21 protein-coding genes and 2 pseudogenes are annotated in these 25,020 nt (G+C 40.5%); 17 read left to right on the top strand and 6 right to left on the bottom strand.

Features of this window, described 5'->3' with window-relative positions; translation table 11 throughout:
• Nucleotides 1-146 precede the first annotated feature (146 nt).
• The 11 genes and pseudogenes from HUG15_RS23775 to HUG15_RS20560 form a co-directional block, all read left to right on the top strand.
• Nucleotides 147-1,120: pseudogene (locus HUG15_RS23775) on the top strand (oxidoreductase); the annotation flags it as partial.
• On the top strand, nt 1,109-2,149 hold the full coding sequence (locus HUG15_RS20610) for an FAD-dependent oxidoreductase (protein ID WP_425504064.1): 1,041 nt from the start codon (nt 1,109-1,111) through the stop codon (nt 2,147-2,149). The pseudogene HUG15_RS23775 and the gene HUG15_RS20610, both read left to right, overlap by 12 nt.
• 137 nt (nt 2,150-2,286) lie before the next feature.
• Complete coding sequence (locus HUG15_RS20605) at nt 2,287-4,281, top strand: oxidoreductase (protein ID WP_200125383.1); 1,995 nt, start codon at nt 2,287-2,289, stop codon at nt 4,279-4,281.
• Between the two features lie 124 nt (nt 4,282-4,405).
• Nucleotides 4,406-4,819: an aconitase X swivel domain-containing protein gene (locus HUG15_RS20600; RefSeq protein ID WP_200125380.1), complete on the top strand. Its 414-nt coding sequence runs from the start codon at nt 4,406-4,408 to the stop codon at nt 4,817-4,819.
• A 30-nt stretch (nt 4,820-4,849) separates the two neighbouring features.
• A pseudogene (locus tag HUG15_RS20590) lies at nt 4,850-6,129 on the top strand (aconitase X).
• A gap of 51 nt (nt 6,130-6,180) precedes the next feature.
• The gene (locus tag HUG15_RS20585; RefSeq protein WP_200125376.1) at nt 6,181-7,560 is read left to right on the top strand and encodes an MFS transporter; all 1,380 of its coding nucleotides are present in this window, start codon (nt 6,181-6,183) and stop codon (nt 7,558-7,560) included.
• Nucleotides 7,561-7,857: 297 nt separating this feature from the next.
• The gene (tnpA, locus tag HUG15_RS20580; RefSeq protein ID WP_200125374.1) at nt 7,858-8,289 is read left to right on the top strand and encodes an IS200/IS605 family transposase; all 432 of its coding nucleotides are present in this window, start codon (nt 7,858-7,860) and stop codon (nt 8,287-8,289) included.
• A 711-nt stretch (nt 8,290-9,000) separates the two neighbouring features.
• Nucleotides 9,001-9,258 carry a hypothetical protein gene (locus tag HUG15_RS20575; RefSeq protein WP_200125372.1) on the top strand — a complete coding sequence of 86 codons (258 nt, stop codon included), beginning with the start codon at nt 9,001-9,003 and terminating at the stop codon, nt 9,256-9,258.
• A 28-nt stretch (nt 9,259-9,286) separates the two neighbouring features.
• A complete protein-coding gene (locus HUG15_RS20570; RefSeq protein WP_200125370.1) occupies nt 9,287-10,729 on the top strand; it encodes a sodium:solute symporter family protein in 1,443 nt (480 codons plus the stop codon).
• Nucleotides 10,730-10,755: 26 nt separating this feature from the next.
• Nucleotides 10,756-11,682, top strand: a complete 927-nt coding sequence (locus HUG15_RS20565) for an ornithine cyclodeaminase family protein (protein ID WP_200125368.1) — start codon at nt 10,756-10,758, stop codon at nt 11,680-11,682.
• A gap of 31 nt (nt 11,683-11,713) precedes the next feature.
• Nucleotides 11,714-12,283, top strand: a complete 570-nt coding sequence (locus HUG15_RS20560) for a hypothetical protein (protein ID WP_200125366.1) — start codon at nt 11,714-11,716, stop codon at nt 12,281-12,283.
• A gap of 299 nt (nt 12,284-12,582) precedes the next feature.
• On the opposite strand, the gene HUG15_RS20555 is transcribed toward HUG15_RS20560, so the two are convergent.
• From HUG15_RS20555 to HUG15_RS20530, 6 genes are all read right to left on the bottom strand, one after another.
• Nucleotides 12,583-14,070, bottom strand: a complete 1,488-nt coding sequence (locus HUG15_RS20555; protein WP_200125364.1) for an aldehyde dehydrogenase family protein — start codon at nt 14,068-14,070, stop codon at nt 12,583-12,585.
• A 62-nt stretch (nt 14,071-14,132) separates the two neighbouring features.
• On the bottom strand, nt 14,133-15,026 hold the full coding sequence (gene dapA, locus HUG15_RS20550) for a 4-hydroxy-tetrahydrodipicolinate synthase (protein WP_200125362.1): 894 nt from the start codon (nt 15,024-15,026) through the stop codon (nt 14,133-14,135).
• A gap of 90 nt (nt 15,027-15,116) precedes the next feature.
• Complete coding sequence (locus HUG15_RS20545) at nt 15,117-16,328, bottom strand: NAD(P)/FAD-dependent oxidoreductase (RefSeq protein ID WP_200125360.1); 1,212 nt, start codon at nt 16,326-16,328, stop codon at nt 15,117-15,119.
• Nucleotides 16,321-16,659: a (2Fe-2S)-binding protein gene (locus tag HUG15_RS20540; protein WP_200125358.1), complete on the bottom strand. Its 339-nt coding sequence runs from the start codon at nt 16,657-16,659 to the stop codon at nt 16,321-16,323. The genes HUG15_RS20545 and HUG15_RS20540 overlap by 8 nt, the downstream gene beginning before the upstream one ends.
• On the bottom strand, nt 16,652-16,921 hold the full coding sequence (locus HUG15_RS20535; RefSeq protein ID WP_200125356.1) for a (2Fe-2S)-binding protein: 270 nt from the start codon (nt 16,919-16,921) through the stop codon (nt 16,652-16,654). Before HUG15_RS20535 ends, HUG15_RS20540 begins: the two co-directional genes overlap by 8 nt.
• Nucleotides 16,922-16,966: 45 nt before the next feature.
• Nucleotides 16,967-18,628, bottom strand: a complete 1,662-nt coding sequence (locus HUG15_RS20530; protein ID WP_200125354.1) for a sigma-54 interaction domain-containing protein — start codon at nt 18,626-18,628, stop codon at nt 16,967-16,969.
• Between the two features lie 176 nt (nt 18,629-18,804).
• On the opposite strand from HUG15_RS20530, the gene HUG15_RS20525 reads away from it, so the two are divergent.
• The 6 genes from HUG15_RS20525 to HUG15_RS20505 all read left to right on the top strand — a co-directional run bounded on the left by HUG15_RS20525 (nt 18,805) and on the right by HUG15_RS20505 (nt 24,266).
• Nucleotides 18,805-19,986: an NAD(P)/FAD-dependent oxidoreductase gene (locus tag HUG15_RS20525; protein WP_200125352.1), complete on the top strand. Its 1,182-nt coding sequence runs from the start codon at nt 18,805-18,807 to the stop codon at nt 19,984-19,986.
• Nucleotides 19,986-21,011 carry a proline racemase family protein gene (locus HUG15_RS20520; protein WP_200125350.1) on the top strand — a complete coding sequence of 342 codons (1,026 nt, stop codon included), beginning with the start codon at nt 19,986-19,988 and terminating at the stop codon, nt 21,009-21,011. The genes HUG15_RS20525 and HUG15_RS20520 overlap by 1 nt, the downstream gene beginning before the upstream one ends.
• 22 nt (nt 21,012-21,033) lie before the next feature.
• Nucleotides 21,034-21,960, top strand: a complete 927-nt coding sequence (locus tag HUG15_RS20515; protein WP_200125348.1) for a proline racemase family protein — start codon at nt 21,034-21,036, stop codon at nt 21,958-21,960.
• A 197-nt stretch (nt 21,961-22,157) separates the two neighbouring features.
• Entirely contained in the window at nt 22,158-22,505 is a 348-nt protein-coding gene (locus HUG15_RS23770) for a hypothetical protein (protein WP_425504019.1), read from the top strand.
• Nucleotide 22,506: 1 nt separating this feature from the next.
• Entirely contained in the window at nt 22,507-23,952 is a 1,446-nt protein-coding gene (gene nhaC / locus HUG15_RS20510; protein ID WP_200125346.1) for a Na+/H+ antiporter NhaC, read from the top strand.
• Nucleotides 23,949-24,266 (top strand): proline racemase family protein, encoded by a 318-nt coding sequence (locus HUG15_RS20505; RefSeq protein WP_200125344.1) that lies wholly within the window; start codon nt 23,949-23,951, stop codon nt 24,264-24,266. The genes nhaC and HUG15_RS20505 overlap by 4 nt, the downstream gene beginning before the upstream one ends.
• Nucleotides 24,267-25,020 lie beyond the last annotated feature (754 nt).

Here is a 25,020-nt window from a genome sequence, read left to right as displayed (position 1 = left end):
ATACCAAAACTGCCATAATGTGATCAAAAATTAAGACGTAAATTTGAACGAAAATGTTCAATGAAGTAAACGAATATAACGATTCTTTGATAAAGATCTACCGTTAAAAAAATTTGTGGAAATAAATATAGGAAGGATTGATATAAATGCTTAAACATGATAAACAAAACGCTCCTAGTCTTTTATCACCGATCCAAGTGGGTCCCATGACTATAAGAAATCGAGTATTAGTATCAGCTCACCAGCCAGGTTTAGCTGAAAACGGCTTACCTACAGATCAATATATTGAGTATCACCGCACTCTTGCAGCTGGTGGAGCGGGTATCCAAACTACTGGGGCAACATCAGTACATCCCACGGGAATGAATGAGTATCATTGTTTAGTAAATCATGATGATAGCATTATACCGGGTTATAAGAGATTAGCTCACGCTGTCCATTCAGAAGGAGGGCGAATAATTACCCAATTAGCACATTTTGGTGCTTATGGTTGGTCGTCTTTATTAGAGGAGCCGCTCTGGGCTCCTTCGCCTGTAGCTTCTGAACTTGTTCGTGAGACTCCCCATCAGATGACGAAAGAGGAAATTAAAGAAGTAGTCGGGGCTTTTGGTGAAGCCGCAAGGCGAGTGAAGGAGGGGGGATTGATGGTATCGAAATAACCGCTGCACATGGTATGTTAATTGCGGCATTCCTTTCAGGATATTCAAATCATAGAAACGATAATTATGGCGGGAGTTTAGATAATCGAATGCGTTTCTTACTCGAGGTTCTTGAGACGGTCAGCGAACAGGCTGGTGAGGGAGTGATTATAGGAGTTCGTTTATCCGCCGATGAAAAAGTGGAGGGCGGCCTGGATCTAACACAGGCACAGGACATAGCTAAGCGACTTGAATCAACTGGTAAAATTCACTATATTAATGTAATATCTGGAACCAACTTAGATCGTTTTCAAAGGTGGGCTCATTGGCCTGCAACACCTGCACCACATGGTCTTTTTGTTGACTTAGCGAAAAACATTAAGGAAGTTGTTAATTTACCAGTGTTTACAGTTGGGCGCATAACAGAGATTACTCATGCTGAGAAAATAATTAGCGATGGTTCAGCTGACATGGTTGGGATGACTCGAGCTCATATAGCAGATCCTAATATAGTAAGCAAAATTCAACAAGGTAGAAGTGATGACATCAGACCATGTGTTGGGGCAAATGTTTGTATTTCAAAACTTCTTGAGGGACTTCCAATACGTTGCATTCATAACCCAGAGGCTGGGCGTGTTGGGGAGTTAAAACCGCTGGTATCAACACATCAACCAAAGAAAGTAACGGTTATAGGCGGCGGCCCATCTGGATTGGAAGCAGCTAGAGTAACAGCGCTAAAGGGGCATTCGGTTGAAATTTTCGAAAGGCAAAGCATTTTAGGGGGGCAGCTACGACAATGGGCAACGTCCCCGGCTATGGATGAATTGATGAAAATCATTGAATGGCAGGAAAACCAGCTCAAAAAACTAGGAGTGAAAGTTTATACGAATTCAGAAATGAATCCTGATAAAGTTGTAGCTTTAGAACCCAATTCAGTTGTAATAGCGACAGGTTCTTATCCAATATCAATTTACTCACGCCCCTGGATACCAGATTTACAAGGCGATGCTAGTTCTAATCTTAGAATAGTAACCCCTCATGAAGTTCTCGAAAGCAAGAATGATACTGTAAAAAATGCAATTATTTGGGATCATGTTGGGGGGGAATCTGGAAGCCAGATGGCTTTAAGTTGTGCTGAGTTAATAGCTAAAAAGGGGGCGAAGGTACAGATAGTTACACCTAATTTTTCTGTAGGAGAGGACATCCATCCAACTATGCGTACCCCTATGTATGAACGTCTATTTTCCTATGGAATGAATTTTATTCCTAATAACAAGGTAACAAAAATTCACCAAGATAATGTAATTACCCAAAATGTATTTTCTGGTAAGGAGAGTGTAATGTCTGACGTGGATATGCTAGTAACGTGCTTGGGAAACGAAGCTAATGACAGTATCTATCATTCTTTAAATAGTAAGTTAGAAAATGTGCATATTATTGGTGACAGCCTAGCACCACGAACTGTTGAGTCAGCAATGGCTGATGGTGCAAAAATTGCCCGAAAACTATAGTGCATTTTTTAAATAACCTTTTATAGCTACCCCATACCTGCAATTTCAACGCAACTATAAACGTGGTGGATAGTGGGAAACCATTGTCACACCAACCTAGGTGAATTCTTAGATTATTTTCACAAGGAGGAGAAAGAATGAGTATTAATCAAAATATAGATACAAGGAACGATTTCAAGACTTTGTTCAGTGCTCACCGTATCGGCAAACGAGAAGTAAAGAACAGGATAGTATCGACCGCTCATGCTCCAGGGTTTGATTCTGGGTTGTTAATTGAGCGGCACGTTAGTTATCTCGAGCAAAAAGCAGCCGGAGGAGCTGGTTTAATTATGGCATTTGGTTCTGCGAGTGTGTACAGGGAATCATCTGCTTCGTACGGATCAGTAAGTCTATGGAATCCTGAAAATGAACCTTTATTGAAGGATCTTGCTGAAAGGGTTCATAAACATGATGCTCTCATCATATCTCAAGCGACACATATGGGTAGACGTGGAAATTCTTCTATAAGTGGTCGGCCCCTTCAGGCGCCATCTGAAATTCCAGAGGGTGTACATCGTGAAATACCACATGTATTACGTACCGATGAAATACCGTCAATTGTGGAAGCCTTCGCTGAAGCAGCTGCGCGGCTTGAAAGGTGTGGCTGGGATGGAATTGAAATCACGTCTTTCGGAGGTCACCTGATTGAACAATTTTGGAGTCCATACATTAATAACCGAACAGATCGTTACGGAGGAGACTTGACTGGACGTATGCGATTTTCCGTAGAGGTTATTGAAGCAGTAGCCGAAGCTGTCTCGGATGATTTTATTATCGGTTTTAGAATGGCTGGAGATCTGATTACTGATGATTTGGGGCTTGATCAAAATGATATGATTGAGATTGCTATGAGGCTTGATGAGTTAGACCATATTGACCTTTTTAATATTTCTGGTGGGAATGCTGCATCTTATGCTGGACAAGCAGGTGTTGTTCCTGGAGATACTTTTTCACGTGGTACTTATAACCATGCAGCACATAGAATGAAAGAGAACCTTTCTGTCCCGGTGTTAGTGGCTGGGCGAATCTTTGATCCTTATCAGGCCGAAAGGGCTTTAGTTGCCGGGGATTGTGATCTAGTTGGTATGACACGCGCAATCATAGCTGATCCTGATTTGCCTAAAAAAGCAATGGAAGGAGAAATTTCTCGTATTCGGCCGTGCAATGCCTGTACTGAGGGTTGTATTGGAAGGTTGTATTCGGGAATGCCGATGATTTGTACTGTTAACCCCGCGATAGAAGACGAAACATTGGAAAATTATCAATCAGCAACAAGTATTCGGCGGATGATCATCGTCGGAGGGGGTCCTGCGGGAATGGAGGCAGCTCGCGTGGCTGCTGAACGTGGACTTGAGGTAATACTGATGGAGCGTGAAAATTATCTTGGAGGACAAGTGGTCTCAGCGTCAGCTGCTCCTGAACGGCCTCATTACGGCGAACACATCAAGTGGCTTGAAAAAGAGTTAACAAGACTAAGTATCGATGTTCGTTGTGGAACAGAAGTGTCACCAGAAACATTGTTATCTTTGAATCCAGATGTCGTTGTTATTGCAACAGGATCTAATCCAAGCATTTCCAGTATAACCAAGAAGATGAGGACCCGCTGTGTAACGGATATTGATGTTTTGGACGGTAAGGTTTCAATTGAACCAGGGATTAAGGTTTTGATCTATGACCAAGAAGGTAAGTTTCGTGGAGCTAGTATATCGAATTTTATAGCAAATGCTGGTGCCTCACAGGTTGAACTTGCTACGCCGCTGTGGTCCGTAGCTGAAGATCTCGATGAAATGCAAAAACCAGAAATATATCGTCTTTTGACCCAAAATAACATTACCCTTCTCCCAAACCATTCGTTGATTGGTCAAAAAGATGAAGGTATTCAACTAAGTAACGTTTGGTCTGATCACAAGAAGATCATCAAGGATGCCGATCTTGTTGTGCTAGTTGGGTATCAATCAGCAGAGAACAGACTATACGATCAAATAGCCCAGGTTATACCTGATCTTGAATTACATCTTATTGGTGATGCCATTGCACCAAGGCGCTTGAGTGACGCAATTTTTGAAGGAGCAAATGTGGGGAGGATACTTTAATTTGAAAGTTGATTCTCTATCAGCAGGATTACCTATAACTGTTCCAGTAGCAGGAGGTTGTCGTTATGCATGAAACTCTACAAAATATCAGACATTATCAAATTTCAAGTAAGGATAAAAAGGAATGATAAAAATAAGGGGAGCTCCACTTGTTCAAGGAAAAGGTGAAGGGAATATTATAGGAACAACGAAATCTTTAAGTTTTTGGGGTGGGTTTGATCCCTCAAGTGGTAAAATTGTGGATCGTCATCATCCTCTTCACGGGCATAAAATCTCCGGCGAGATATTAGCTTTACCATCGGGACGAGGATCTAGTAGTGGAAGTGGTGTTTTGTTAGAGGCAATTATGGAGAATACTGCTCCTTCTGCAATTGTAATAAACAAACCAGATGAGATTATTTCCTTAGGGGCAATCGTTTGTGATGAGATTTTTGTGAGGCAACTTCCTATCCTTGTTTTAGACAATGATTCTTTTAATTTAGTTCTGAATGCATCTTACGCTCGTATTGATGGAGAAGTAATTGTACTCCGATCATAATTTAAAGCAAATAATTTGTATTTTGTAAATATGGCAAGAGGAGTTTTTTTAATTATGAGCAATGTCGAGTTATCTGATTATGATAAAGACATTTTAGATGGATATCATGGGGCTGCTAGTCAAATTGCTATGCGAATATTGTTACGTATGGCAGAGGTACAAGGCGCTACTAGCTTAATCGACATTACTCGCGCGCATATTGACGGTTGTATTTATACAGGCAAAGCTAGTTTACATTTCGCAGAAACCTTAGTACAAGAAGGGGGAATATAATTGTTCCCACAACTATGAACGCTATCTCAATTGATCGTAGTCGATGGCAAGAACAAGGGGTGAGCGAGAACTATGCAATGATGGCTGATCGTCTTGCACTTGCCTACGAACATATGGGTGCAAAACCCACCTTTACTTGCGCTCCGTATCAGTTACCTGATCCACCTGTTTTTGGTGAACACATTGCTTGGGCAGAGTCAAATGCTGTAGCATACGCGAACAGTGTGATTGGATCTCGTACAAATCGTTACGGTGATTTTATTGATATTTGCGCAGCCCTAACCGGGAGAGTTCCATTATCGGGATATCATTTGAATAAAGAGCGGCTTGGAACTATTCTTATTAAATTGCCTGATCTAAGAAAAATTGACTCTACATTTTATCCAGTATTGGGTTATCTTGTGGGCAGTTATGTGGGGAGTGGAGTTCCAGTCATTGACGGCTTACCAGATTCCCCCTCTTCAGATGATCTAAAAGCTTTTGGTGCAGCAGCAGCCACTGCAGGAGCAGTGGGAATGTTCCATATGGTCGGAATTACACCTGAGGCGCCGACAATTGAGGCTGCCTTTGGTGATAATGATCCCCCTGAAGAATGGGAGATAACTAGAGATGAGCTTATAGATGTTTGGAAAAAATTGTCCACAGCTCACTTCCAAAAGGTTGATCAAGTACTCATGGGAAGTCCCCATTTTTCATTAGATGAATGTTATAAGTTATCAGAACTTGTCTCAGGGAAATACTGTGATCCAAGAATAGAGTTTCTAATAACTACCAATGATTTTGTTTACGAAAGAGCAAAGAACAAGGGATTAGTAGCAGAAATTGAAAAGTTCGGAGCCCGTTTCAATACGAATATATGCCTGTGTATGCTCAATAATTCTATTATTTCTAAAAGCAAGCATACACTAATGACTAACTCAGGAAAATTTGCTCATTATGGCCCTGGTTTGCTAGACCGTGGTATTTATTTTGGCAGTATGGAAAACTGTGTTCAAACAGCTATAGATGGTAAATTAAGCATAACGATGCCTCTTTAGCTTTCATAGCGGGTTTCAACATTATAAATATTTAACCTGAGGAGGAAGACCATGAGCCATAAAACAATTGAGGATGTGCCTTTTAATAAGTTTCATTTAAGAATGTTCGGTGTTACCAGCGGAAGTGCATTTATTGATGGTTATGCAATAGGAATTATTGCAATTGCAATGGCAGTTTTTGAAACAGAATTTCAAATGTCAGCTCTGATGATGGGTTTAATGGCATCAAGTTTATTTATAGGTATGTTTTTCGGTGGAGCTATTTTTGGTTATGTAACCGACATTATAGGTAGAAAGAAAATGTTCATCCTTGATACTATTATTATTCTAATTACTTCAATATTAATGTTTTTTGTAACTGAAGCTCTCCAATTGGTGGTTTTACGTATAATTCTAGGTATTGCAGTCGGTGCTGATTATCCAATCGCAGGCTCTTTAATGGGAGAGTTTTCACCTAAAAAAAGAAGGGGTGCAATATTAGGGGGGATGATAGGGCTTTGGTTTGTAGGATATGCCCTTTCTTATGTAGTTGGTTATTTGATGTTACCCATAGGAGATGATAGTTGGCGTTGGATGCTGATAAGTGTCGCATTGCCAGCGATTATTCTCCTCATTGCACGGATAGGAATGCCAGAATCTCCACTTTGGTTAGCGAGTAAAGGTAGAATGAAAGAGGCACAAGAAACAATAAAAAAGTTTTTGGGGGAAGGTGTTTCGCTGCCTAAAGAAGCAACAGTACCGAAGAAAAAAACATCCTACATTGATATCTTTAAAAATGGATACGGAAGACGGACCGTTTTTCTTTCTTTATTTTGGTGTTTGCAAGTAGCTCCTTTGTTTGCAATCGGTCTTTTTATTCCACAAATTCTTGCAGGTTTCGGAGCAGTTGATGATGCAGAATTTTTGGGATCGGCGGTTATTAATGTGCTTTATTTACTTGGTATATTGCCAGCACTTTATGCGATCGAGAAGTGGGGACGAAGGCCGGTTCTCACATATCCATTTTTAATATCGGGTATATGCATAGCGGTTTTAGGCATAATGGCTAATTATGCATTTCCATTTGTATTAGTACTTACAATATTCGTTATCTATGGAATATTTAATACGGGAATGCAAACTCTTCAATGGATTTATCCAAATGAACTTTTTCCGACCAATATCAGAGCTACGGCCTTTGGATTTGCCTCAGGGTTTAGTCGTGTAGGCGCAGCTTCCAGTACATTCGTATTCCCTTTGATATTGGATACATTTGGACTACAAGCCACACTGTTTTTTTGCGCAGGATTATATTTCATAGGGTGGATAATTTCTTTAACTATGGCACCGGAAACAAAAAATATGACTTTAGAAGAATCAAGTTCGGTGAACATTAACTCCGACGAAACTTCAATATATACACAGGCTAAGGAAACAAACATGAAGAACTAAAATAACCTCTATTATCCCGCTTGTTTTTACGGCAGATTTTGGGATTCGGTTTATAAATCGGTGGTGATGATTATCCTGGAGATCTGGTCGAGATACCGTGTACACGCCGTAACTGAATATGTAAGTGTTCGCTGAACGGTCAGAGGTTAACCGAAGTCGTAGTATCGGACTGATCTGGAAGGATTGGGAGGACTGAATCATTTAAGTTATAGAAGCGTGGTCTAACTCCACCGTCTTTAGACGGTATAAGCTTTTAGCCTTGCCTTTGAATGTCCATACTTAAACCGAGGTGAGAGTATGGATGAATACAAAAGAAGTAGCCACGCGGTCTATGACATCAAATACCACATTATATGGGTTACAAAGTATAGATATCATGTGTTACGTGGCGACATTGCCCACCGAGTAAGGGAACTAATCAGACAAGGATGTGAAGCGAGAGGGATCACGATACTACAAGGAAGTGTAGGGAAAGACCATATTCACTTATTATTGTCCTGTCCGCCGAGCATAGCACCGAGTAAGATATTGCAATATCTCAAAGGGAGATCATCAAGGTTAATCCAAGACGAATTCCCCGCCCTGAAGAAAAGATATTGGGGTCAGCACTTATGGGCGAGAGGATATTTTTGTGCAACAGTAGGAAATGTGACGGAAGAAATCATTAGAAATTATATCGAAAACCAGACCAGCGAGAAGAGGAACGATATATTCAGAATTGATGATTGAGTTCCAGTCAAAATCAGTATGCTTGAGCTTAAGGTCTTTCAGCAGACTTCAGTCTGAAATGCGACTTTCAGTCGCGGACAATTTATGTCCAAATCCACCTGCTTTAGCAGGTAGGTCGTTTAAGGAGAAGGGTCCCTTTGCGTACGCAACACTTAATGAAGCTATGAAGCTTGTTATCTGCTCTGCATGAAGTGGAACGTAACAAAGGGACCCATGGTGCGAATGAGATGCCTGTACGAGAGCTGAAGGCTAATCATTTGAAGATTGTCGCTGCTAGAAGATCTTCAAGCTGGTACTTACCAGCCTCAATCCGTCCGTCGGGCCTAAACTCGGAAACCGGATGGAGTGAAGAGGAAATTATGTATCCGACCGTGGCAGATCGATTCATTCAACAGGCTATGCACAAATCCTTACCGAAAAATGCCACCTAACATTTAAGAAACAAAGTTTATGGATTCTCCCAAACAATGAAGACCATGATAGCCTTTTAGCGAGAGGATAGCATGTTTCGTCATTTAATTGTTCATTTTTGAACATTACAATAACAGAACGCAAAACTTTTGTCCGGCTCTTACACACATGTCAAGGGTTAGGGGGAATTCGATCCATAAATAATTGCTTTAGGTCTCCACAATGATTGGCGTAAATGGTCGGTGGCGTGAAATACAGATAGTAAAGAAAGCGATATATGATACAGAAAGGAAGATATTTATGAGTAAAAGTAAGGAGAGAAGTTTTCTCGCAGAACCAGGGGGTAAATTACTTTGGGTGTTATTAGCCGTGATTGTATTCGTTTTTGCTTGGTGGCCCACGGATATCTACTTCTATGAAATATCTCTTGTCGGTTGGCTCATGTTTGGCTCATTGTTTATTTGGTTATTGTTGACCATTATATATGTGAGATGGATGGAATCGATTGAAGATGAAACATTGGATGAGAAAGACGAAAAGGAAAATGACATAGCATAAATAAAATTGAAAACGGGGGATATGCGATATGCAAGTTACGGAAACCTTTATGATTGTCGTTTACCTAATTGTCGTAATTGTAATGGGGATCTACTTTGCCCGACGAGCATTGTCCACAGAAGATGATTATTGGGCAGCAGGCCGTCGCATTAATAGCTTTGTAGGGGCATTCGCGCTTTTTGCAGCACTAGCGAGTGCCAGTTCGCTAATGGGGACAGTCGGTTCAGGTGTCGAATTTGGCCTCCCGTTCTTTTTTGCTTACGGATTTGGTGCTATAGCGATTCTACCATTTATGCTATTTCTTACAGCCGGTCAAATGAGACGCTCGGGGGTTCGCACTTTACCTGAATATTTCTCAAAAAGATACGGAAAATCCGTTCAAATTATTGCAGCAGTTATTGTTGTCATTAGCATGACATTTTATATGGTTCCACAATTAACCGCTTCAGGCTTGATCGGCCAATATGTACTTGGTATTGAATATCCTACCGCTGTTATTTTAATAGGTGCGGGTTTTATTATATATGCAGCTATAGGAGGTATGTGGGCGATCACTTATACGGATTTAGTTCAAGGTATAATTATCGTTGCAGGATTATTTCTTTTAGCTGTTGCTATCTTTATTGATCACGGTGGATTTGGAGCGTTAGTACAGTCCGCTTTCGCTGTGGATCCTGATTTTGGTAGTGTGCAACTTGGCTGGATGTCATATTTTGGGATCTTTATCTCTTTCTTGTTTTTCGGAATCGTGTCACCTTCTGCCGTGATGCGAAATTTCACGGCTAAAAGTGCAAAAATCGCAAGACGGACTGCCATGTGGGCTTGTTTATTGTATTTATTAGTTTTCGTCTTTGGGCTCTTCATAACCATCGCGGGAGTGAACCTTGATCTACTAGGGACAGTGGATAATACAGATATGATCTTCGTTGCAGTCATCGAGCAGTATTTACCTCCGATTCTTGCCGGGATTATGCTTGCAGGTTTGATTGCTGCCATCATGTCTTCTGCAGATGCGATGCTCCTTGCCGTTTCCGCAGGTATAGCGCAAGATATTTATAAAGGTGCGATTAATAAAAAGGCAAAGCAGAAAACCGTCACCACTATTGGGCTTATTTGTATGCTGTTCGCCGGTTTTATCGGCATACTGATAGCTTTGAACCCTCCCCAGTTGATTGCGATAATGGTTGGTTGGGTAGGTGGATTTTTATTGTCTGCCTTCGGTTTCCCAGTAATCCTTGGGATTTGGTGGAGTCGGGCGAATACGCCAGGAGCGATTGCCGGTATTCTCGGTGGAGCTATTACTTTTCTTTTCCTGGTGGCAACTCCAGGAGAGCTTGTTTCCGAGCCCATTATTGCGACACCTGTTTCACTGATTCTAATGATTGTTGTTAGCTTGCTTACCAAATCACCGCCTGAAAACATCAAGAAACAAGTTGAACTTAATTATACTCGTATGAAAGATGATGTCTAAAAGATTTATGAGGAGGAACAAAACCGATGCTAACAGAATCACAAATCTATAATAAAGTAGCTATGGCAGATGTAATGTCCGCAATTGAGCATTTTTATCAAACATCTTCTGTAGATGAGGCGATCATTCCTGAACGTATGCATCTAGAAGATAAAGAAAATACTGCTTTGCTCATGCCTGCTTTTCACGGAAACTATTATGCAACAAAACTTGCAAATGTCGCCCCTGGTAATTCGGAACGTGGGCTATCCACAATTCAGGCCCTCGTTATTTTGGCCGATCGACAGACGTTACAATCACTTGAGATAATGGATGGGAATACGATTACTGCTTTAAAGACAGGTGCTGTTGGTGGCTTGGGAATGAAATATATGGCTGCGCCGGAGAGTAAAACCTTGGGAATCGTTGGTACGGGTATTCAGGGCTGGAGTCATTTAGAAGCTGCTCTTGTGGCAAGACCGATTCAAAGAGTAATTTTGTACAATCGTACCAAGAAAAAAGCAGAAGAATTTAAACGTAAAGTAGAAGAAAAGTACTCTGGGGTGGATGTCTATATTGCTTCTATAGAAGCTCTAGTCAGAGAATCAGACATTATCGTAACAACAACTACTTCAAAAACTCCTGTATTACCAGAAGAAGAAAAATTATATGAAGGAAAACTAATTGTTGGAGTTGGGTCTTTTCGACCCGATATGCAAGAAATACCTGATCGAGTTTTACATGCTTGCATGCATTGGGGCATCGATACTCCTACTGGTTTGAAAGAATCCGGTGACATGATACGAGCTACACACTTAGGTATATCAAAGGATTATATAAGAAGCCTCAATGAGCTTTGTAATAGTAAAGAGCTCTCAGCAAAAGCCGGAGTAGCGATTTTCAAATCCGTCGGCATGTCACTTTTTGATCTCCTTACAGCCCAGGCCATTTATGAAAAAGAAAATAGTGAGTAAATAATTGAAGTGCTGGAGAGGTGAAATCAGGGTGGAAAAAAATATTCAAGTAATCAAAGGAAAAGAAATGATTGCAGAAGAACAATTGGATTCAATGATCTATAAAAGTCTCAGGTGGCGACAGAAAAGAACCATGCCGCGTAGAGCAATCCACCAATATATCTCAGAAAAACATTATTTCTATCATCCGATGTGGATAATTAAGCTTCTCATCATTGCAGAACGAAAGCCTTTTCCACCTCGCATTACACCTAATATGGCTTTTGTTGATGCTTTTTCAGGGTATCGAGGCTTATTTACAAACGTTCCGCCAACCGAACAAAAATTAGTGAAAGACGGGGCTTTAGTTACTCCGAAAATAGAGACTGAAGATCAAGTGGACAAATATGTAAAACAAGTGCAAAGAAATATCAATCGAAAATATTTATTAAAAAAGCCAAAATATGAAATCAAAGATACTTTTCTTGTTTATTTACCTTTATGGTTTACGGAGCTGAAAATCAAAGGTCGAAAACAGTCGTTCATTTTTAATGCTAATACAGGAGAATCCGAGGAATATATGGCCAGACTCTGGAAGAGTTCGGAATGGAAGTTGGTGTGACTATAAGGTTGGTACCAACCTGAAAATCCTATCATGAGGGATTGCAAAAGAAATAGGAGTTTCGAATGTAAAACGGCTAGGCGTGTGATTGTGACTCACCATATTTGCATATAGTAATGCTAGTAACAGCCGGTTTGAGATTGTTATGGGATATTTAGTAATGCGAGGTTATTTTTTCTGATGACGTAAAATAGTTTGTTTGTGAAAACGAGTTAATGAATTAAAAAGGTAGGGTATCCCCAGTTTGGTAAAATAAAGAGGAAATACCCTACCATTTCACTACTCGCAGAATTTCAAATTCAATTGACTCTAACCATTACACTCTTAACTTCTGTATAATTGGCCAAACCATATTCCCCGCCCATTTCACGTCCAATGCCTGATTTTTTATATCCGCCAAACGGCATTGTTTCCAATTCAAGTCCAAAGTCGTTTACCCAAACAGTACCAGCTTGAAGTTTTCCAGAAACTCGGTGTCCCTTTCGAATATTCTCGGTCCAAACACTGGCAGCCAATCCATATTCGCTGTCATTGGCCCGTTTGATAACTTCTTCTTCTGAATCAAATGGAAAGACTGCAATGACCGGCCCAAAAATTTCTTCTCTGGCAATCGTCATATCATCGTCGACATCAGCGAAGACTGTGGGTTCTACAAAATAGCCTTTATCAAAAGCTTTTTGACCGCCAGCAATCAAACGAGCACCTTCCTCTTTACCTTTCTCAATATAATTGAGGACTCTTTGTTGCTGTTTGGCTGAAATAAGTGGGCCCATTTCTATATCTTCATCCATACCCGGACCTAATTTCATGGCTTTAGCGCGCTTTGCCAGTTCTTCAACTACCTCATCATAAAGGTTACGTTGCACATATACTCGAGTACATGCACTGCAATTTTGTCCATGATTGTACATAGTACCATTGAATGCGCCTTCAATAGCCTCATCAAGCTTTGCATCTTCAAAAATAATACTTGGAGATTTTCCGCCGAGTTCTAAAGTGATACCTTTAATATCATCAGCCGCTTTTTTCATAACATTTTTTCCGACTGAAGTTGATCCTGTGAAAGCTACCTTCTCAACATCTTCATGTGTGATTATTGCTTCACCTGCGACATCGCCAGCACCTGGTACAATATTAATAACACCGTTCGGAAAGCCAGCTTCGTTGAACAATTGAGCAACGTATAATAGAGAAAGAGGGGTTTCGGGTGCCGGTTTTATCACTACTGTACAACCAACAGCCAGTGCTGATCCCAGTTTCCATCCCGCCATTGCTAATGGAAAATTCCATGGTATTATCTGTCCAACAACACCTACTGGTTCATGCACAATATAATTTAAATAATCTGGGGAAACATTCACTGTTTTACCTGTTATTTTCGTTGCCCATCCTGCATAATAACGGAAGTGCTCAACGGTTCCATCCACATCATCTTCCAGAGCAAGTTGATAAGGTTTACCATTATCAAGTGATTCTAACTGCGCGATTTCTTCCCGGTGTTCTTCCAATAAGTCAGCAAATTTATAAATCAAACGTGATCTTTCTGTAGCTTCGAGATTAGTCCATTCACCTTCATTAAAAGCTTCTTTGGCAGCTGCCACAGCTTTATCAATATCATCCTTTTGTGCTTCGCTCACTTCTGAGATGACTTCTTCGGTAGCGGGATTTAACACGTTAAACTTGCTGTTATGGATCGATTGAACGTATTTACCGTCAATATACAAGCCTTTAACGCCTTGCAAAAACTCTTGAACTCTAGGTTTTAAAACAACATCTTTAGTTTCCATGTCAATAAAACCTCCTTGGAATTAGTTGTTTCTTTGTTAAGCAATGAATTTATGGCCGTTATTTAAAGAGATACACCTTGTAATTCATTTAATAGTTCCTTCAATTCTTTTTCTTCAGTTTCATCTAACGGCAATCTCGGTTTACGTGGTGGACCACCTGCCAATCCTTGTAAATCCATTGCGCGCTTCACAATCTGTACATATTTACCAGAACCTTCAATGAAATTGCACAGTGGTAAAATTTGATCGTAAAGCTTCCATGCTTCTTCTAAATCATTTTGTGCAGTAATGTTATAGAGATCTGTTACAAGGCTCGGCACAATATTTCCCGCAACGGAAATCCAACCAGTGGCTCCCACTAGAAAGGATTCAAGTGCCAAATCATCCGAGCCGCAAAAGGTCTTGATAAATCCTTTTCCTTGTCTTGTAATATCACGTACCTTGCTGATGTCCCCACTTGATTCTTTAATATGGGTTATGTTGTCTACATCATTGGCAACTTGTAAAATCGTTTCTGTACCAATATTCACACCAGTTGTGAAAGGGTTATTATAAATCATCACTGGGAGGGAAACAGATTCAGCGACTGCTTTAAAGTGTTCATAGATTTCTGGATCTTTTGGATGGGCATAATACGAATTGATCAGTAAAGCTGCATCAGCTCCGACTGTCTCAGCCTGTTGTGTATACTCTATCGCATCTTTTGTTGTTTCGGCAGCTGTTCCAACAACAAGCGGGATTTGGCCATTCACATGCTCAACTGCAACTCGTGCAACCTTAAAGCGTTCTTCTTTCGTTAAACTGACAAACTCACCTGTGCTTCCATTGACAACAATACCTGCAACTTTTTCGTTAATATAATGATCGATGTTTCCTCTTAATCCATCATAGTCTACTTCAGCTTTTTGTGTCATTGGTGTTATTAAAACAGGAAAAGCTCCTTCAAGTCGTACCAACATATTGTCCTCCTTTTATTTTTATAGATGACTCATTTACATTCTACTTTTATTTTTTTGAAGCTTTGTATCAATTTTTAAAACCAGAAATCACTCCTTTACTTTAGTAAAAATCCCTTCTGTCTTATACATAGACTTACGCACTGAAATAATGTTTGGATGGAACTGTATGGTTGCGGCAGCTCGTGTTGATTCCACTTCTTGCAAAGCGTCATTGATCTTTCCGTTGTTCATACGTGCACCCATAGCTTTTGCAACGGCTAAACCTGCCACAGTTCCTTGTGAAATGGCAACTTTAGCGCTTTCAATACCTGTTATATTCCCCGCTACATATAATCCGGAAACAGCGGTTTCCATCTTTTCGTTGTGCACAGGCACGTAACCACCGAGGGAATCTTCATGGATAAATTGGCATCCTGCGATGGCTGCTAGTTCCACAAGTGGGGAGAGCCCCCCTGCAATACAAACAAAATCAACATCTACATCATGGGTAATTGCATTATGCAACTCCCCCTTTCTATTGACTTTGGCTACTCGTATAGCTTCAACTTGATTTTTTCCTTTAATCTCTAAGGCAGTTCGTCGTAATTGTAAAGGGATCCCCCAAACGCTCATTCCTTTCTCTGGATAAAATGATGTGACGAGATTTTTTCCGAAGCCCCCTTTTACAAAGGGAGCACCTCGGCGCATTAATAGCGATGGTGCTAGGTGAGAAAAACGAAGCAAAGAACCAAGAACTTCTTGAGGTTCAGCCTCTTTTTTAGAAAGAAGATGAGGGGGCGGTAAAAGCATTGCTGCTACATCAACACCCGCAAGTTGCAACTCACGAGTGATTGCAAACGAGAGTACATTTAACCCTATGACAATGCCACGTTCTCCCGGTTTTATGCGTTGCACATTCGTCATAACTTGGGCAGCACCAATTGACATTACACCCGGAAGCGTCCAACCGGGAACAGGGATTGGGCTTTCTGTGGCGCCCGTTGCTATTACTACTGTTTGACTTTCCCAATCCCCTTCATTCGTATAAATGATCCACTTTTCATTAACTTTTTGTAGGTCATAAACCGAAGTGCTATAGTGAATAGTAATATGTAAGGGTTCTATTTGTTCCAATAATTTTTCAGTTTCCTCAATACCGTTCCACCATTCACCGTCAGGTTCCTGATGTAATTGCCCAAGTAATCTTCCTCCAGGCTGGTAGTATTCATCAACGATTTCCACATGTAGACCATGTTGTGCTGCGGATATGGCAGTTGATAATCCGGCAGGTCCTGCACCGATAATCATAACATCAAGCATGCTTTTCACCTCCTTGTTTTAATGGTTGCGAGAGTTTCTCTCCGCTGGTTATCACCATATCTTCTTCAATTAATGTCAAACATGCCCTTACTCCAGGATAGTCATTAACCGTAACCCTACATTCAAAACAGTGCCCTATATTGCAATATATACCCCGAGGGCTTCCGCTCTCTTCATGATAACGTAAAGTGCGTATTTGATTGGCAAGTAAAGCAGTAGCGATCGTATCTCCTTTATGTGCCGATAATGTTTCCCCGTTAAAAGAAAACGTAATTTCCCCTTTTAGAGGTAAATCGTCGAGAACCGGATGGGTATGGATACGTTTATTCATCGCTTAACCCTCCCCATACCCCAAAGGGAACAGGGCGGACAGGAGGTTGATATTTTAAAGGAACAGTTCCGTAAATTTTTCCATCATTGCCCGAGCCGGCGATTTGCTCAATCATCATTCTACAACTTCTTCCGCCACAAATACCCATCCCTGCTCGTGTCCTTAGCTTTAATTCTCTGGAAGAGCAATTATATTGATATGCGGTTTTTTGTAAAGTCTCCAGACTCACTTCTTCACAACGACAGACTATTAAAGTAGACATAAGTAAAACCTCCTATCCCTTTTCATGCAAAAAAGATGCCAACGTTTATTCAAGGTTATGTTTTTGCAACTTGTTGTAGAGCGTTGCGCGACTAATACCGAGATCGGCAGCACAGCGTTGTTTATTAGACCCCGAATGTTTTAATGCTTCGGTTAATAGTTGACGTTCGTGCTTATCCATAGAAGCTTGCAATGTTGATGGTTGTACATTGGATTCATTGTTGTTCATTGGAACTTGCTTGGCAAGGAAAGGTAAATCTTCGATAAATGCTTCCCCATCATTAGAAAAAACGACAAGTCGTTCTAAAGCATTTCGCAATTCCCTTACGTTTCCTTTCCAATTATGTTTAAGCAATGCATTCATGAACTGAGGGGATAATTCTGGAATGGGTTTATGGTAGCGTACAGATAATTCATATAAAAAGTGATGAACGAGTTGAACAATATCTTCTTTTCGCTCACGCAACGGTGGGATTGTTAAATTAACAACATTCAATCGATAATATAAGTCTTCTCGAAAAAGGCCTTCTTCTACGAATTGATCAAGATCGCGGTTGGTCGCTGCGATTACTCGGAAATTTGCTTGTATCTCTTTAGAACCGCCGACGGCAAAATACTTTTTATCTTGTAATACGCGTAATAATTTCACTTGCATATCTAGAGGCATTTCAGCGATTTCATCTAAAAACAGGGTCCCATTTCGCGCTAATTCGAACTTGCCATTTTTACCTTTTTGGTCAGCGCCTGAGAATGCCCCTCGTTCATAACCAAACAATTCACTTTCAAATAAAGCGTTTGGAATAGCTCCACAATTTATGGCAACGAAAGGGCTCTCCTTAGTTTCCCGCGTTTCATGTATCGCTTTTGCGAAAAGCTCTTTACCAACCCCACTCTCGCCTAAAATCAAAACCGACACTTCAGTATGTCTTAATTTTTCAATCATACGCTTCGTGTGTTCCAAAGGGGCACTCTGTCCCTTGATTTCTCGGAAAGGATCGTCGCTTGGTTGAAGCGTTTGTAAATTTTGTTCTAAACGGTGGATGCGTTCCGATGCCTGCATTAATTCTCGGTTTAATTTAACTTGACTGGTTATATCTGTCTCAGAAGCGACAGCGCCAACAATTTTTCCGTTGACATACACCGGTGAAGTATTGATTAAAACAAATACATCGTCCCGAGGGAGATGATGACTTTGTTGCAATGCTTGGCCTCTATACAAGGCCTCGGTGACGGCAAGCTTATCTTTCTCAAAATGATTTGTGATGTCATCACCTTGAATTTTTTCATGAGGAAGAGAAAAGATTCTTTCCGCACCTTCTGTCCAGAGAATAACCTCCCGCTTATCATTAATAACCGTCACGGATGCCTCGCTTGTTTTAGTAATAATCGTAAAATAGGAAAGTAATGTTTGGTAATGATGTACCAATTGCGGAAGCATTTCGTTTAACGATAAGTATCCCTTGATCTCATCATGCTCAGCGACAAGTACAACCGAATATTCATAAAGGGTCTGAACCACCACATGAAATTCTGCAGAGTTGTCAATAAGCGTCGCTTGCTTAAGGATGCCATCTGCAATCATATAGTAATTATTATTATAATTGACAAAACCATTTTTAATCTTTTGCAATTTTTCCCAATTATTAACTTCGAGTAAGTCAATATCAGTGTTCAAAAATTGGTTTATATTCAAATGGAATTGTTCCATGATACACCACCTGTTAAATATTTTAGACATGCATGTCTAATTTTTTAATCACCAATTTTATTATATCATACCATACTGTTTATATTAGCTGCCAAAGGTAGAAAAAAAGAAGTATGGTTGCCAATTGGCATGAACATTGCATTATTAGAGATACTGAGTAAGAAAGGAGGTTCTTCTTGTCGAATACGAATACAGACATTGCTATTATTGGTGGAGGGATTATAGGCGCAGCGATTGCTTATTATCTTGGAAAAGCCGGGCACACGGTTACAGTCATTGATCGAGGAGACGTAGCAAGTGGGACATCTTCCAAATGTGATGGCAATATTCTAGCTATTGATAAAGATCCGGGATTCGATAGTCAAATGTCCTTGCAAAGTCAAAACCTCGTCAAAGAATTATCGGAAGAATTAACCTTACCTTTTGAGTACAGAAATCCGGGGAGTATTCTTGTTTGCGAATCAGAACAGGAAATGGAAGCTGCAGAAAAATGGGTTCAACTTCAAAAGGATGCCGGATTGTCTTTTCGGATGCTTGATCGGGAGGACATCCACCAAGAATCTCCTTACTTCTCTGACCATCTGCCGGGAGGCCTTGAGTGTGCGTCCGATGCAACTGTGAACCCGTATTTGCTCACTTATGCTCTTATGGAAGAAGCAATGAACTTTGGGTGTCAATTGCGTACGCATACTGAGGTCACAGATATTCAACATTTGAATGATGGATGTTTTAATATAAATACAACGGATGGGGCAGTACATACCCAAAAAGTTGTAAATGCCGCTGGTGTATGGGCGCGAGAAATTGGAGCAATGGTCGGTTTGGAGATTCCTATTTATCCCCGGAAAGGACATATCCTAGTATCCTCACGCTCCCAACCTGTTGGAGAAAGAAAAATGATGGAATTCGGATACTTGATGTCTAAATTTGGCGGTGAACGGCAAGTTGACGAAGAAACAGAACGATACGGTGTAGCGCTTGTCTTTGAACCGACGGAGAGTCAAAATTTTCTCATCGGAAGCAGCCGAGAGTTCATTGGTTTTGATAGCGCTGTCAATCACCGTGTCGTACAAGCTATTGCACGACGTGCGATCCGCTTTTATCCAGGAATAGAAGATATGCTGATGATTCGCGCATACACGGGCTTTCGTCCATGGACGGAAGATCATTTACCGATTGTATCTAAAGTGGATGATATTCCCGGTTTCTATGTCGCTGCTGGTCATGAAGGCGACGGCATCAGTTTGGCAGCGGTAACAGGGAAGCTCGTTTCAGAAATGATTAACGAAAAAAAGGAGATGATTGTGCCACCGGAACCTTTATCTCTACAACGATTTCAGAAAAAGGTGACGCAATAATGAAAGCAGATGGCGTTTTTTTCACTATAGATACACATACAGGAGGAAATCCGACCAGAACAGTTCTTAGTGGGGTTCCGAAATTAAACGGAAAAACCATGGATGAAAAAATGTTGGAAGTTCAAAAAGAACATGACTGGATCAGGCGGTTACTGATGTATGAGCCGCGTGGACATGATGTAATGTCAGGCGCACTTTTAGTAGAACCATGTCACCCAGAAGCGGACTTTGGAGTTATATTCATCGAGACCGGCGGTTATCTTCCAATGTGTGGCCATGACACTATAGGGGTTTGCACTGCTCTTGTGGAAAGCGGAGGGGTACACACGACTTCTCATGAAACGTGGATCAATTTGGATACCCCGGCCGGTCTTGTTCGAGCAAAAGTCGAAATTGAAAACGGAAAAGCCAAGGCAGTTGAGTTCAAAAATGTGCCTGCATTTCATATGGAAACAGTTAATGTCAATGTGATTGATATTGGTGCAATTTCCTGTGACATTGCATATGGGGGAAACTTTTATGCTATTGTAGACGCTGACTCTCTCGGGTTACGTCTTACGCCAGAAAATGCTCCGGAAATTGTTGATAAAGGGATTAGGATTCGTAATGCTGTGAACGAAAACGTCATTATCCAGCATCCTGAAAAACCATTTATTCAGGGCGTAACCCATGTTGAATTTTTTACAACGCCGGAAAATCCGAAAGCCCATGTGAAAAACACGGTCGTTGTTCCTCCCGGAGGTATTGATCGTTCTCCATGTGGAACAGGAACTTCTGCCAAGCTTGCGAATCTTCATCATTATGAAAGATGGCAAAAAAATGACGCTTTTATACATGAAAGCATTGTAGGATCTTTATTTGAAGCACGTATCATTGAGGTTGAATCTTTTGATACACATGAATCTGTAACAACAATGATTAAAGGTTCAGCTTGGCTCATGGGTATGCATCAATTTTTTCATGATCAAGAAGATCTCGCAGGGAAAGGATTTTTGCTCGTTCCTCCTATGAATGGTCATAGTTAGAATTGAATAAGGAGAAAATTGGATGCTTGATTTAAGTAAAGTACTAACAACTACAGATGTACATGTCGCGGGAAATGCCATACGCATTTGGACTGATATTAATGTTATAGGAATGACAATGCTGGATAAGCAAGCCTTTGCGGAACAACATTTTCAACCGCAAAGACAACTACTTTTACGTGAACCGCGGGGGCACCGGGCAATGACCGGCTGTATCATTACCGAGCAAGTCAATTCGGAAGCTAATTTAGGACTTCTTTTTATGGACCAGGGTGGATTTCGAAGTTTTTCCTTGTCGGGAGTAGCCGCCGCTATTTCTTATCTACATGAAACAGGAAAAATGAATTGGGGTACTATTTTTGTTGACACAGCGGATGGCTTGATTAAAGCCAGTACACAACCCGCTAACAGAGGTGTTAAAGTTGTCCTCCACACTCAGGTTTTTGCACATGAAGAAAAGGTCCTCTTGCCTGTTTATCAAAATAATGCAGAAGCAAATCTTGTCACCATAGGTCAACGAAACTATGCTGTGCTTCCAACTGATATCCTATCGTTTCCTTTGGATGAGACAGGGATGAATGAGCTGAAACAAATTGCTGCAGAGTTAGACAGAAAATGGCCATCCCACCTGAATGTGGAGGGCATCATTGCTTCGGAGAAAGGGGAGAAAGGAGATCGACTAATTACAATTCGGCAATCACAAACGATAAGTCGTTCTCCATTGGAAGGGGCAGTAGCCCAATTAGCGATCCAAGCAAAGAATGCAAAGATAAAAACCCCCTATTCATGGTCTCCACAAGGGTTGTCTAATGAATCAATAACAGTATCACTTGATTGCACAGAAGGTAATTTGATGGAAGCGACTATCGAATTGTCACCAAAGGTTTTAAGTATGAATCGTTTTGTTATAGACCCGGATGATCCACTATATGAAGGGTTTTTGATATGAAAAATATATTATGTAAAAAACTTTGTAGATGTAAAACCTACGGACTCAGGGTGTATTTTTAGCGATTTCTAAATTACATCAAGATTCTCTAAAAAATAAAAGACGGTCTCAACAAAATTAATTCGTAATATTCTTGAGGGTATAAAATTCATTTTTAATAGAGACCGGCCCCTGTGAAAACACGAGTATTAGTATTGATGGATGACGCATGGTTAGCGAGCATTGGTATCGCTCAACACAAAGCGTGGACTTCGATCGCTGTAAAGATGCCTACGGCTAATCTATCAGAAGTAACCGTACTTAATACCGATCTTATGGCTCAAACACAACAAACCAAGGACTTCTTGTTATCTTTGGTGGCGATACCCCTCTTAAAACAGACGGAAGGTAATAGGTGTTATTGGTGTGGCAGTAGTGTTCTTAATGACATACAAGTAGCAGAAGCAGGTGTTCAAACATTTGATAAAACATTATCGCGTATATGCCGACATAGCTTTTCCAACATAATTTGCCTTTCGTTTAAAATATCAAAAAGGAGTCTCTGAAATGACAACTGATTCAACTGAAAGAAAGATTCGATTGCCGAATGGTCTAGAAGTGTTGGGAATCTTATTAGTTTTTATTGCTATTATGTTCTTATCGTTAGCTGTATTTGACATCCCGATTCAAATGGCATTAATTTTAGCCTGGACAGCGATTATTTTGTTTGGGATTTATCTGGGACATAATTATTATTCAATGCAAGACGGGATTCAGGAAGGGATCTCCAGAGGACTTGAAGCTACGCTGATTTTAATTACTGTCGGGGCTATCATTGGTACATGGATTCTTGGAGGAGTTGTACCAACTCTAATTTATTACGGAATAAGCATGATTCATCCGGTAATTTTCCTGTTTGCTGCAATGGTTGTATGTGCTATTACCAGTCTTTGTACAGGTACTTCGTTTGGAACCGCAGGTACCGCAGGCGTTGCTATGATGGCAGTTGGTCAAAGTTTCGGTATACCTCTTCCATTAGTTGCAGGGGCTGTGATTTCAGGGGCTTATGTAGGCGACAAACTCTCACCGTTGTCAGATACTACAGTCTTGGTTTCATCTTTAACAAAAGTCGACATCGTGGAACACATTAGATCGATGTTATTTGTTAGCCTGCCAGCTTTTGTTATTGCTAGTATTTTGTTTATCATTGTCGGTATATTTTATGTCGGGGACACTGTTGATATGAGTCAAGCTCAAGAGACGATGTTCGCTCTCGAAGAATTTTTCAATATTCAGTGGTACATGTTGATTCCCGCAGTAATTGTTGTTGTCCTTTTAGCAATGAGGAAACCTCCGATTCCAACGATTGCTTTTGGCGCATTATTGGGAGCAATTTGGGCTGTATTGTTCCAAGGAAGATCCATATATGACTCGTTTATGGCCCTTTATGAAGGATATGCTGTAGAAACGGGTTATTTAATCATTGATGAACTTTTGAATACGGGCGGCATTGAGTTTATGCTTGACGTTATTCTCTTAATTCTTCTCGCTCTTGGTCTAGGAGGTCTAATGGAAAAGACGGGAATCCTCCAAACACTGACCAATATACTAGCTTCATGGGCAAACAGTACTGGCAAACTATCATTGAGTACAATGTTAACTGCTTTTTTTGGTAACTTCTTTGGTGGAGCTGCTTATGTATCAAGCATTACCGGAAGTAAAATTACGGAAAAGAATTATGAGCATATGAATGTGGATAAACGTATATTAGCCCGTAATACAGAAGCAGGTGGAACAGTTATGACACCACTCGTTCCCTGGACTGACGGTGGAGTGTATATGGCAGCAGTTTTAGGGATTAGTACAATGTCATACTTATCTTTTGCCTGGTTCAATATACTCGTAGTAATTATATCGCTTATTTACGGTTTCACAGGCTGGTTTATATGGAGAACTGGTGAACAATCAAACGAATCAATACCAGTGGAGTCAGATAAAGATGTTACATCATGACATGGAGGAGGATTGGGATAAAAGTAAATAAATTAGTACACACGATTGATGCTCATGCTGAAGGTGAACTATCGAGAGTTGTGGTGGGAGGAGTAGTTGATATACCAGGGGAAACGATGTTTGATAAGAAAATGTATTTAGAAAACTATAATGACGAGTTTAGAAAATTCCTGATTCATGAACTGCGAGGCAGTACTGTATTACATGCAGACCTTGTTTTACCTTCAACAAATTCAATGGCTGATGCGGGATTCAGTATAATGGAAGCTACAGATTCTCCTCCAATGTCCGGAAGCAATACCATTTGTACATGACTCACTCATGGCACCTCTAATTGGGTTGATCTTCCTTCTAGTGGTGTCATAATGGGGATTTCGGACGTTCTCTTCGCGGAAGTTTATATTAAACGCGCCTTCTAATGGAGGGTGATTCCGAATCCAAGAAAACTGGATTATGGAGGTTGCAACGTATACATTGTTAATGATTCGTTAAGGATTCCCTGGACATTGTACTTGAGTACAAAAACAACGTGGACGAGCTTGCCAGCACGGTATAAAGAACACCCTAGTTTGAAAAAATGAGCTTACACGGCCCGGTGTTCTTGCGTCCTGTTGATGTGTCGATTGTAAATTTCAGGCACACATACTCCGCTTTTGAAATGGTCAACAGATTGATCTTGCTTAATAAGGGGAAACGCTTAATCCCTTATTAGTGGAGAATCATTTTAGATGGTGCTTCCTGCTGGGCTCGAAACATGTATTGAAATGGATCGTGGAATACCTGGCATTTGTAGGAGTGTTCATACAAAGAAAATAAGACCCAAATTGGCTGTATCAATGAAAACGCCTTAAACTGTACCAGTTTAAGACATAATAAAAACCCTTGTATGAAAAGGGTTTGATCGTTTCTGTACTGGAGCTTCCTGCCGGACTCGAACCGGCGACCTCATCCTTACCATTTCTGTATATCTAATATTCTCAATTGGATTTAGATCTGAACATCTGATGTATTAGGGTTTTTATTTGTTTCATTTTTTCACTAGATGATTTTTGTTGCTATATGCTAAAT

Origin of the sequence: Salicibibacter cibarius, from assembly GCF_016495725.1 — a bacterium.
GTDB lineage: Bacteria > Bacillota > Bacilli > Bacillales > Marinococcaceae > Salicibibacter > Salicibibacter cibarius.
The sequence above is the reverse complement of the archived record's forward strand: the minus strand, read 5'-3'. Positions and strand labels throughout refer to the sequence as shown.

Excerpts from the sequence above, each read along its gene's own strand:
- HUG15_RS20520 (WP_200125350.1), top strand. The coding sequence starts at position 19,986 with ATGAAAGCAGATGGCGTTTTTTTCACTATAGATACACATACAGGAGGA.
- HUG15_RS20565 (WP_200125368.1), top strand. The coding sequence starts at position 10,756 with ATGCTAACAGAATCACAAATCTATAATAAAGTAGCTATGGCAGATGTA.
- HUG15_RS20575 (WP_200125372.1), top strand. The coding sequence starts at position 9,001 with ATGAGTAAAAGTAAGGAGAGAAGTTTTCTCGCAGAACCAGGGGGTAAA.
- HUG15_RS20545 (WP_200125360.1), bottom strand. The coding sequence starts at position 16,328 with ATGCTTGATGTTATGATTATCGGTGCAGGACCTGCCGGATTATCAACT.
- HUG15_RS23770 (WP_425504019.1), top strand. The coding sequence starts at position 22,158 with ATGGATGACGCATGGTTAGCGAGCATTGGTATCGCTCAACACAAAGCG.
- HUG15_RS20605 (WP_200125383.1), top strand. The coding sequence starts at position 2,287 with ATGAGTATTAATCAAAATATAGATACAAGGAACGATTTCAAGACTTTG.
- HUG15_RS20585 (WP_200125376.1), top strand. The coding sequence starts at position 6,181 with ATGAGCCATAAAACAATTGAGGATGTGCCTTTTAATAAGTTTCATTTA.
- HUG15_RS20555 (WP_200125364.1), bottom strand. The coding sequence starts at position 14,070 with ATGGAAACTAAAGATGTTGTTTTAAAACCTAGAGTTCAAGAGTTTTTG.
- HUG15_RS20600 (WP_200125380.1), top strand. The coding sequence starts at position 4,406 with ATGATAAAAATAAGGGGAGCTCCACTTGTTCAAGGAAAAGGTGAAGGG.
- HUG15_RS20570 (WP_200125370.1), top strand. The coding sequence starts at position 9,287 with ATGCAAGTTACGGAAACCTTTATGATTGTCGTTTACCTAATTGTCGTA.
- tnpA (WP_200125374.1), top strand. The coding sequence starts at position 7,858 with ATGGATGAATACAAAAGAAGTAGCCACGCGGTCTATGACATCAAATAC.
- HUG15_RS20540 (WP_200125358.1), bottom strand. The coding sequence starts at position 16,659 with ATGAATAAACGTATCCATACCCATCCGGTTCTCGACGATTTACCTCTA.
- nhaC (WP_200125346.1), top strand. The coding sequence starts at position 22,507 with ATGACAACTGATTCAACTGAAAGAAAGATTCGATTGCCGAATGGTCTA.
- HUG15_RS20515 (WP_200125348.1), top strand. The coding sequence starts at position 21,034 with ATGCTTGATTTAAGTAAAGTACTAACAACTACAGATGTACATGTCGCG.
- HUG15_RS20505 (WP_200125344.1), top strand. The coding sequence starts at position 23,949 with ATGACATGGAGGAGGATTGGGATAAAAGTAAATAAATTAGTACACACG.
- HUG15_RS20535 (WP_200125356.1), bottom strand. The coding sequence starts at position 16,921 with ATGTCTACTTTAATAGTCTGTCGTTGTGAAGAAGTGAGTCTGGAGACT.
- HUG15_RS20610 (WP_425504064.1), top strand. The coding sequence starts at position 1,109 with ATGGTTGGGATGACTCGAGCTCATATAGCAGATCCTAATATAGTAAGC.
- HUG15_RS20530 (WP_200125354.1), bottom strand. The coding sequence starts at position 18,628 with ATGGAACAATTCCATTTGAATATAAACCAATTTTTGAACACTGATATT.